Annotated in this window: 7 protein-coding genes; 6 read left to right on the top strand and 1 reads right to left on the bottom strand. The window is 44.7% G+C overall.

The annotated features are described in order from the left end of the window. Positions 1-433 precede the first annotated feature (433 nt). From P8O70_15145 to P8O70_15160, 4 genes are all read left to right on the top strand, one after another. Positions 434-1414, top strand: a complete 981-nt coding sequence (locus P8O70_15145) for an autoinducer 2 ABC transporter substrate-binding protein (protein MDG2198182.1) — start codon at positions 434-436, stop codon at positions 1412-1414. Between the two features lie 74 nt (positions 1415-1488). Beyond that, positions 1489-2985, top strand: a complete 1497-nt coding sequence (locus P8O70_15150) for a sugar ABC transporter ATP-binding protein (GenBank protein MDG2198183.1) — start codon at positions 1489-1491, stop codon at positions 2983-2985. Next, the gene (locus P8O70_15155; GenBank protein MDG2198184.1) at positions 2982-3983 is read left to right on the top strand and encodes an ABC transporter permease; all 1002 of its coding nucleotides are present in this window, start codon (positions 2982-2984) and stop codon (positions 3981-3983) included. Before P8O70_15150 ends, P8O70_15155 begins: the two co-directional genes overlap by 4 nt. Positions 3984-3994: 11 nt before the next feature. Then, positions 3995-5008 (top strand): ABC transporter permease, encoded by a 1014-nt coding sequence (locus P8O70_15160; GenBank protein ID MDG2198185.1) that lies wholly within the window; start codon positions 3995-3997, stop codon positions 5006-5008. A gap of 981 nt (positions 5009-5989) precedes the next feature. On the opposite strand, the gene P8O70_15165 is transcribed toward P8O70_15160, so the two are convergent. Further along, the gene (locus P8O70_15165; protein ID MDG2198186.1) at positions 5990-6724 is read right to left on the bottom strand and encodes a class I SAM-dependent methyltransferase; all 735 of its coding nucleotides are present in this window, start codon (positions 6722-6724) and stop codon (positions 5990-5992) included. Between the two features lie 284 nt (positions 6725-7008). On the opposite strand from P8O70_15165, the gene P8O70_15170 reads away from it, so the two are divergent. Further along, the gene (locus P8O70_15170) at positions 7009-7461 is read left to right on the top strand and encodes a hypothetical protein (GenBank protein MDG2198187.1); all 453 of its coding nucleotides are present in this window, start codon (positions 7009-7011) and stop codon (positions 7459-7461) included. 631 nt (positions 7462-8092) lie between these two features. Then, a complete protein-coding gene (locus P8O70_15175; protein MDG2198188.1) occupies positions 8093-8443 on the top strand; it encodes a hypothetical protein in 351 nt (116 codons plus the stop codon). Positions 8444-9567: the final 1124 nt, after the last annotated feature.

Raw genomic sequence — 9567 nt, forward strand, 5'->3', positions numbered from 1 at the left:
AAAAATTATCACCAATCCCCATAATTGAAGAAAATTGGTTCTCCCTAAATTCAAGTATCGATTTTATGATAGGTCCAGTTTAAACCAAGACTTCTGAAAAAAATTAAGGGAAAATTGCATTAGTATTTAGCATCATCGCACATAAGAGTCTTTCACATTTTTTGGGATTTGGGAATTCCGCCAAAAATTCTTCAAAGCTGGAGTCGATGTTTTGGACTCAGTTGGATATTGAACAACCAGAGGGAGGAAAGTGCTTGACCGTTCAAGTTCTAAAAATATAATCACGCCCTCTGGAAACCCCTTGTTTGCGTCGAGGGGGTAGATTGTTATCAAAGGTCTGATTAGACCCGTGCTTAGCCAAGCTTGCCATGTGAGGTATCTGCCTCACATGCCCCCAGCAAATTTCAACATTCCTAGTTTTTCGGGAGTACTCATGATGAAAAAGTTTTTATCAGCAATAGCCATTTCAGCAACTGCACTTGTAGCCACCCCTTCAAGTTATGCGCAAGAAACATCAATTGCTACCGTGGTAAAGATTGCTGGAATCCAATGGTTTAACCGAATGGAAGAAGGTGTAAAAAAATACGCTGCAGATACAGGTTCAAACGCATTTCAAGTGGGCCCTGCCCAAGCTGATCCACAACAGCAAGCCGCTTTGATTGAAGACATGATTGCACAAGGAGTTAATGCCTTAGCTGTAGTTCCGATGTCCCCTGAAGCGCTGGAACCAGTGTTGGCTCGTGCTATGAAACAAGGCATTGTTGTCATTACTCACGAGGCAGCAAGTCAACAAAACGTGGCTTACGACATTGAAGCCTTTGTTAACGAAGACTTTGGGGCCAATCTGATGGAGCAACTTGCTCAGTGTATGGATAGCGAAGGCGAATATGCCGTATTTGTTGGTTCTCTGACCTCTCAAACTCACAATCAATGGGTGGACGGTGCCATTGCCTACCAAAAGGAGAAATATCCAAAAATGAAGATGGTGGGTGATAAAAACGAGACCTTTGATGATGCCCAAAATGCTTATGAGCGAGCCCAGGAAGTTTTGCGAGCCTTTCCTAATGTCAAAGGTATGCAAGGTTCGGCTTCAACTGACGTGGCCGGCATTGGTCTTGCCATCGAAGAGCGGGGAATGGAGAAGGAAACATGTGTCTTCGGAACTTCACTACCCTCAATTGCCGGGCAATACTTGGAGACAGGTGCTGTAGATGGGATCGGCTTCTGGGATCCCTCGGTGGCTGGCTATGCAATGAACAAGTTAGCACAGATGGTAATTGATGGGCAAAAGGTCACAGATGGTATGAACTTAGGCCTTGAAGGCTACGAGAAGGTAAAACTCGACGGCAAAGTGATCTATGGCCAAGCTTGGGTCAATGTGAACAAGAGTAACATGGCGGACTATCCGTTCTGATAGCTTGTGAGAGGTGGGTGATTGCGACCTGCAGTCACCCATAGTTTTTATGATTCTGGTCAGCTGGATTCCAAATGGCTTTGCCTGATCCTGGCGCCTTCGTCTCAATGATGGGTGTCACAAAACGCTATGCAGGTGTGACAGCACTCGACAATGTTGATTTTCGAGTCAGCGCTGGGGAAGCGGTCTGCCTAGCTGGGGAAAACGGATCTGGCAAGTCTACACTGTTAAAAATATTAGCTGGAGTTGAGCAACCCACTGAAGGTTTAATCCACATTGACGGTCTTCAAAAAGATCAATTAAATCCCCGTCTTTCGGCTGCTGCTGGGATTATGGTCATCTTCCAAGACTTTTCTCTTTTTCCAAATCTGACTGTTGCTGAAAATATTGCCTTCGCCTGTCAACTCACCCAGCATCGAAAATGGTTTCATAAGCGAGATGCCCGAACTTTAGCAACTGTGGCCCTCGAGCGCATTGGTGTGGACATTCCAATACATGAACGTGTTGAGTCTCTTCCTGTTGCTCATAAGCAGTTGGTCGCCATTGCAAGAGCGCTTGCTTCGGAAGCAAGATTGATAATCATGGACGAACCGACTACAGCGTTGACAGAACGGGAAGTACGTTCGCTTTTGCGCATCATCCGGATGCTCAAGGATGATGGTGTCGCGGTAGTTTTTGTCAGCCATAAACTAGCTGAGGTTCTAGAGGTCAGCGAGCGAGTAGTTGTATTGCGTAACGGTTGTAAGGTTGCTGAGGGTCCTGCGGAAGAATTTGACACGACCTCTCTTACACGTCATATGACAGGTCGAGATGTACCAGAACACCCTCCAAATGCATTGATTGAAACCCCTGAAACTTTGATGCAGGTCAGGAATTTGAACAAAGAGGGTTCATTCCATGATGTCTCATTTGACATACGCAAAGGAGAAGTACTTGGAATTACGGGTCTGTTGGGTAGTGGTCGGACATCATTAGCAAAAGCACTCTTTGGCCTGGTCACTCCAGACAAGGGTCAGATTAATTTAAATGGCCACCCAATCCCATTGGGAGATCCGATTGCAGCTGCTTCCAGCCAAATTGGGTATGTTCCAGAAGATCGCTTGACAGAGGGATTGTTTCTTACCCAGTCAATAATCCGCAATGTTGCGATTGGAAGGCTGGACCATCATGACAAATATGGTTTCCTAGATTTGCCTGCGCTAGTCAGTGATGCAAGCAAATGGTCAAATCGCTTAAAAGTCAAGACACCCTCTGTAGAGGCCCCAGTACAATCCCTCTCAGGTGGCAACCAGCAACGAGTTGTCCTTGCACGTTGGTTGGCACGAGCACCTTTGGTGCTGATTCTCAACGGACCGAGTGTTGGGGTAGATGTGGGCTCCAAATCTGACATCCATGACATCATTCACGATCTTGCTTCTTCTGGGCTAGGTGTGGTCGTGATCTCAGACGACCTACCTGAACTAGTATCGACCTGCCATCGTATCCTCGTCATGCGATTGGGAATGATTATTGACGAAGTCGGAGCAGGAACTGTAACCGAAGGAGAACTTGCCTACAAACTCGCCTCATGAATGGCTTTTTCCCTGCCGGATTCTTTACCCGCAATGAGACTCTAGTTGCACTGGTAATCTTGGGTTTCTCCTGTATTGCCACAGTCTCAGATCCCAACTTCCTTTCCATCACCACAGTCAGTGATATCCTCCGAGCATCAATTGTTCTGGGGATCTTGGCGGTAGCAGCGATGTTAGTGCTGATTTCTGGAGGCATTGACGTTAGTTTTACGGCAGTGGCAGTCTCAGCGATGTACATGACCACTACTTTCACACTAGCTTACTGGCCAGAAATGCCATGGCCTTTAATCTTCCTGCTATCGATTTGTCTTGGGGGATTACTTGGAGCTATCAACGGAATTTTCATTGCTTGGCTTAAGTTGCCTACACTGATTGTCACTCTAGGGACACTCTCGGTTTTTCGTGGATTTTTGCTTACCTTTGTAGGGTCGCAACGTATTTCTGCACTGCCACCAGATATGCGAGGTTTTTCAAGATTGATGGTTGCCCGTGGGACTACGGAAGGGGGAAGTTTTTATGCGCTTCCCTTAGCATTTGTGGCCCTTGTCTTTGTAATTCTGCTTACTTGGTTTTTGTTGAATCATACGATGTTGGGCCGTTCGATCTATGCTTTAGGGGGATCAGTTGAAAGTGCCCGTCGGATTGGAATCAACGTGCTACGAATCCAATTCTTCATATATGTTTATGTTGGAATGCTTGCAGGACTGGCGGGCATCATCCATGGATCGATGAGCCGTATGGCGGATCCCTTTTCATTAGTAGGGCAGGAGTTGTCAGTGATTGCTGCAGTAGTACTGGGTGGAGCAAGGCTAGTTGGTGGCTATGGAACCTTGACAGGTACCCTCTTAGGTGTGGCGTTGATTGTACTGGTTCAGAACAGTCTGATCGTCGTGGGCATCCCCTCTACCTGGCAGTCTGTAGCTATTGGTCTCTTGATTTTGATTGGAACCGGTGTCCCAGCTTGGCAAGCCAAGAAAGCTGCCGCTGAGGCAGCTTAAACAGGAATTCTATGACTTCAAACCGCAAGACTTCGACTTGGCGACAAGCTCCAGAATTTCGCTTGGCCATTATTGCTGTTGTTGTCTTTGCGTTCATGGGAATGTTATCGCCTGAGCGTTTTCTCTCAGAACAAAACCTGACCTCAATGGCTTTTCAATTTCCAGAATTTGCCATTTTGGCCCTTGCGATTACTTTGGTAATGATGACTGGAGGCATTGATCTCTCAGTTGTAGGGATTGCAAACCTCTCTGCAGTAGTTGCAGCGTTGATTCTGACAGAATTTGTAGGCCCAGATTTGCCTACGCAGGCATCATTGCTATGGCTTGGCTTTGCACTTGGAGCATCGCTATTGATCGGCGCGGTCACTGGGCTGCTAAACGGCGCTTTGGTTGCCTTCCTTGGCTTACCACCAATTCTAGCTACTCTTGGTGCAGGGTTAGTCTTTACTGGACTTGCTATCGCTTTGACTGGGGGAAGTGCAGTGATGGGTTTTCCAGAGGTTGTAGCTGTGATTGGCAATACACAGGTGCTGGGCCTACCAACTCCTTTGCTAATTTTTATTTTGCTGGCCATGGCTTTGCACTTATTGATGACGCGAACGGCCTTCGGAATACGAATTTCCATGTTCGGCACCAATCCACTAGCAGCACTATATGCTGCAGTGGATGTTAAGGATATGTTGCTTAAAGTCTATATGCTTTCGGGATTGTTTGCTTCTGTGGCTGGAATGGTGATCATGAGCCGTGCTAACTCAGCAAAAGCAGATTATGGATCAAGCTACTTGCTGCTTTCAGTACTGATTGCCGTACTCGGTGGTGTAAATCCTTACGGGGGTTACGGTCGTGTAATTGGTGTGGTCTTCGCTGTCCTTTCTATGCAATTCCTTTCCAGTGGCCTAAACATGTTACAGGTCTCTAACTTTGCCCGTGAGTTGATTTGGGGGGCCTTGTTACTATTTGTGATGACCACAAATACCACTTTTTTGAACAAGTTCCGGCTTCCTCTTGCGCTTCATAAGAAGTGAGCCTTTGAACTTTCAAAACTACGAGATTTATAAATTTCTAGTGTAAGAAGCGAATTCCTGACATTTATCTTGGTGGGGTAATTCACGGTCTTTGGGTCATGCGAAGACCCAGGAATGTAGTGACGGAGAAATTCAACAAGAAGCTGGATTCTAGCTTGATGAAAACGAACTAGGATGATGAGTTCACCATGACCCAAAGAACCGTTTCCACTGAAATGAGGAGATTTAGCCTGCGTTTCAAGTTGGTTCGAAGATCCTCTTAGTCTAAGCCAGCAGCACCGATCGTAAAAAACAGGGGAAGAAGGGATGCCCATAAAGGTAGCTTAAATACATGCAAAACATAATAATTTTTAATTAATAATACTTATTATCTTTAGCTCCACAATCAAGATAGTCAGATTGCAAAATAGACCCAAATGCAATCACCCCCCCCTGAGTTTCCTTATGCAGACAGCCCCCTTCGATTTCATCCACCCTACCCCACACACCCGGCTGTCGACACTGATTGTCAACTGTTTGAATCAATGTTTGCTGCTGGCTTCCCTAGCCCAAACATGACTACTTTGATGGCTATCTCAAACTACACCAGTACCTTTCTCCTCATCCCAACAACCTCTTCTTGGTCCGAGTTAATGGAGACTCAATCGTTTGAGCGTTGATTTTGAGGGAGATCTGCTGATCGTGGATCTTTCCCGGAAGAAACCCAACGGCAGGAAGTAATTGCTTCCTTCAATGACGAATTTACTTTCAAGTGCCCAGCACAGGATAGAGGACGCTATGAGCTGCGGCCGGAGAATCCTGCTTTGTATCGATGAAGACTTCCAAATCTGGGGTTTGGTTCAGCATTTTGTGTACAAGGTCTGAAACTCAGCAAGCATAGTTGAAAAAACTTGGTAGGTTGTTTGGAGTCTGAGTGGTGGGACAAAGAACAGTCAATTCCATAACCCGACCCGTGACATATCAATCCAATGACCTGCCCAACTAAACGATGCCTTTGATCGCGTTTGCATGGGCCTGACAAACAATGCAGCCAGAACTGTCGGAATGCAGTTGATTTTCCAGTGACGAGCGAATCTCTGAAATTTCTTGTGGGCTTAGATCTTCTAACACAACTGATAAAGCGGGGCTGGAGGTATTGATATTCCAAAACTCATCAAAATTTCCAAATTTTCTACTGGCTTTGATCTGAGTAGATTCCACTGACCGCAAATCTGCCTCATTCCATAACTCCTCGAGTCGTTCCATTTTTGAAACCTCTGCACTTGGTGGCAAAGGGTATTGGATTCCGCGCTTAACAAACTCTTTGTGAAATATCTGAACAGGCAGACCCCCTCCAAAAACGTCCCAGACGTAGGCGGCAACTATCCCACCTGGTTTGACAACTCTTTTCATCTCTGCCAATCCCAGAACAGGATTGGGAACAAAAAAGAGAACCAACGCCATTACTGCAATGTCCAAAGAGGAAGCTTTACTCGGAAGTGCCATCGCATCTCCAGTCTCAAAGATGGCTGATTGCGGCATGCCACGTTTTCGAGCAAATTCAATTTGGGCTTGAGCAGGGTCAATTCCCAACAGTTGCTTAGGGGAGCATAATTCTGCAATCTGCGCGGTAAATGCCCCAGTGCCACACCCTATATCGATCCAACTTTGCCCACTTGGAGGATTCAGCCATTTGATGAACTGTTCTCCCAATAGCTGACTCCAGACACCCATCATCCTGTCGTAAGAGTCTCCGTCCTCAAAAGTAATTTTTTTTCGTTCATGGTTTCCCTTCGAGACGAGGTTTTATCAATTATTTTTTGTCAATTTAATGATTTTTTCTAGAAATTTTTCAGTATTGCATAAAATAATCATAGGAACAGTGATTCAGAGCCGTCGCTATCTTCTACTTGCTTTTTTGCTACCTTCCAGTTGATTCTCTTGTCGTTGTTCTAATTTCTTAACAACAACTGTTCGGACTCAAACGGATTTTTTTCAACCCTACTGAACACGGGACTTCTATGAAAAAGAAATTCCTCGCATTGATGACTGCGACTATTATCAGCGCTCCCACTCTGTTTGCTTTTCACGATGAAGATACAGATCTGTTGACTGCTGGAATGCCTGTTGTCTTTATGGTAAGTGGCTTTAAATTCACTCCACAACAGCATTCAGAAGCTAGAGCCGCCTTGCAGACTGTGTATGCTTCTGAATGCTATCTATCCCAAAGATTCAATGCAGATTTACTCGTAGATGCAGAAGGAAACGGAACAATGATTCTACGTTGGCCAACTAAGGAATCTTATGTAGCGGACCAAAAAACTATTGCTGACCCAAGTCAACAACAGGGCATCTGTGAATCCATAGCAAATATGCGAACAAAAATGGGGAAAATGCTTGCGGCCAATGGTGGTAACCCTAGAAGTGATTTGAAATCTTCTCTCATGACAGCTATTGCTGCTTCCCCCAGGTAAATTGAATTTGGGATCTGGTAAAACTGGATCCCATCTTCCTCTGGCAATACCCCACCGACTGAGCTGGTCTAAAGAAAGTAAATATTTGGGAAATAACGTGGAGTAGATTTCGAATCAATTTCTCCACATCACTTGAGATGAAGGAAGAAGGATGCAGAGTTGCTGGTGATTTTGTGTATCAGAAAAACATAATATATGTTTAATTTGAGAAATTATCGATTTCATCAATTCAGGCAAAACTTTAAAAGTCTGGCGTCTGCATAAAAAGTTGAGCGTTCGCCTAGGAGTCAGGTTGTTTTTGAAAATCATTTTTTTTACAAAAAATCAAATAAGTATTAAAATAAAAAAAAATATAAAATAACTACTTGACTTACAGATAAATAAAGAGCCCTATGACGTTGCTTTTTGAAATTACTTTTTTCAAAAATTCCGAACGAGCATTCACAGTGAATGATGCCAGGAACTTCTTTGTATGGTTAATTTTCATGGCTATTATCTACGTCGTATTAGCTGTGCTTGAAACAGCGCTTGAAGTTCCAGACATGGGTTGAGCCAACACATCAGAATACGCTACTAGAATTGCGTAAAATTTTGATCTGAAATTTTAATTCTTAGAATAATAGAGTTTTTTATGAAACTTCCCGAATGGACAGGGCCGGCGATTTGGAGTGCTGCCGCGGGAGCTGCTGCCTTTTCGATTTTAGGCTTCAACTTTATGGGTTGGGTCCTTGGTAGCACTGCTTTAAAAATGTCCGAGACCGCCTCTAAAACTGCTGTTGTTGAGGCTTTGACACCCTATTGCGTTGCTGCCTCCAAAACCGACCCTTTATCAGTAGAAAGGCTGGTCCAATTAGAGAATTTGACTGATTGGAAAAAGCGTAACTTTGTTGAAGAATCTGGATGGGCCACACCACTGGATGCTGACAGGCCAAATAGAGCATTAGCGGAATCTTGTTTATCGGCTTTGGAAACCAAAACTTAATCCCTTTTACAGTCATACATGCTGAACTGAGGGGAAATAATTGTGAGTCAGCTAGATTTTTTGCCTCAGTTCCTCCAGATCCTCACCTAGGTACCTGAAGAAGAAGATATGAGTTGGTTGAGAACCATCACTTGACTACCAAATAATGTTGGAACACTGTGGCTGCAGAGTCCCAAGCAAAATGTACTCATACAGCTAAGCTGATTGCAGCAATGGATATGCTCCCCTGTAGTTCTCTATTGACTGGTTTTTACTCAGAATAGAACCAGTGAGTCACAGTAGTTTGCTCCTTTTCGTTTTCTAGTGTGATTCGTTTCCCCCCGGGGAAGTCACTCCCCTCAGATGGGCTTCCCTACCCCTCTCCAGCATTCGTTATTTCCAATCACAGCGCTTGAGAAAGAATCTAATCATCACTTGACTACTCGACACTGGGAGTCCACTGTCCCACCTGGGAGGCCCAAGTGATAAGTTGATCTTCAGTTGGTTAATTTCCAATACGCTGAAACCAACTAAACTGGGTACGGCCTACTATTCACTGGAAGCGAAAAATCTGTCCAGTGAATTCAAATTTTGGTGCAGGGATTTGTTTGCGTACTATCCCACTCTGTACCACTTCATTGATGTTCTCAAGGGGAGTCCCCCCCTCAGATGGGCTTCCCTTCAATCTCCTAAATCTATGCGCATCCTCACCAGCCTCTTGATTTCATCCCTTCGCGTATTCGCTCGTCCATGGTGCCAGATACTGTTTTCAGGTTAATCTTAGGATCAATTCTCCAATGAACTCCAATCTTGTGGGTTCGCAATCCACTAAATGCTCATGATCAAGTAATTCTGTACTGATTCTCTCAGGTATCGCTTCAACCTTTCTGCGCAGCTCCTCCTTTATTGTTGACCAGATGAAATCAATGTCTTCAGATTTGAGTGGTTCCAACTTAAGAAACTGAATCTCAACCTCTGTCTTGTCTGCTTGAAATCTCGCTAGTCTCGTCTTCTCAAAAATCAAATTATTGCTGAATCGATGCCGAACAACCCATTCAATGCATCGCTAAATCGCAAGCGGTTGCCAACCATGCGCTTAATTCTCAAAAGTCACACCGTCGTTCTGTCATATTTGTTGTTCTATC

Source organism: SAR324 cluster bacterium, from assembly GCA_029245725.1.
Classification (GTDB): domain Bacteria; phylum SAR324; class SAR324; order SAR324; family NAC60-12; genus JCVI-SCAAA005.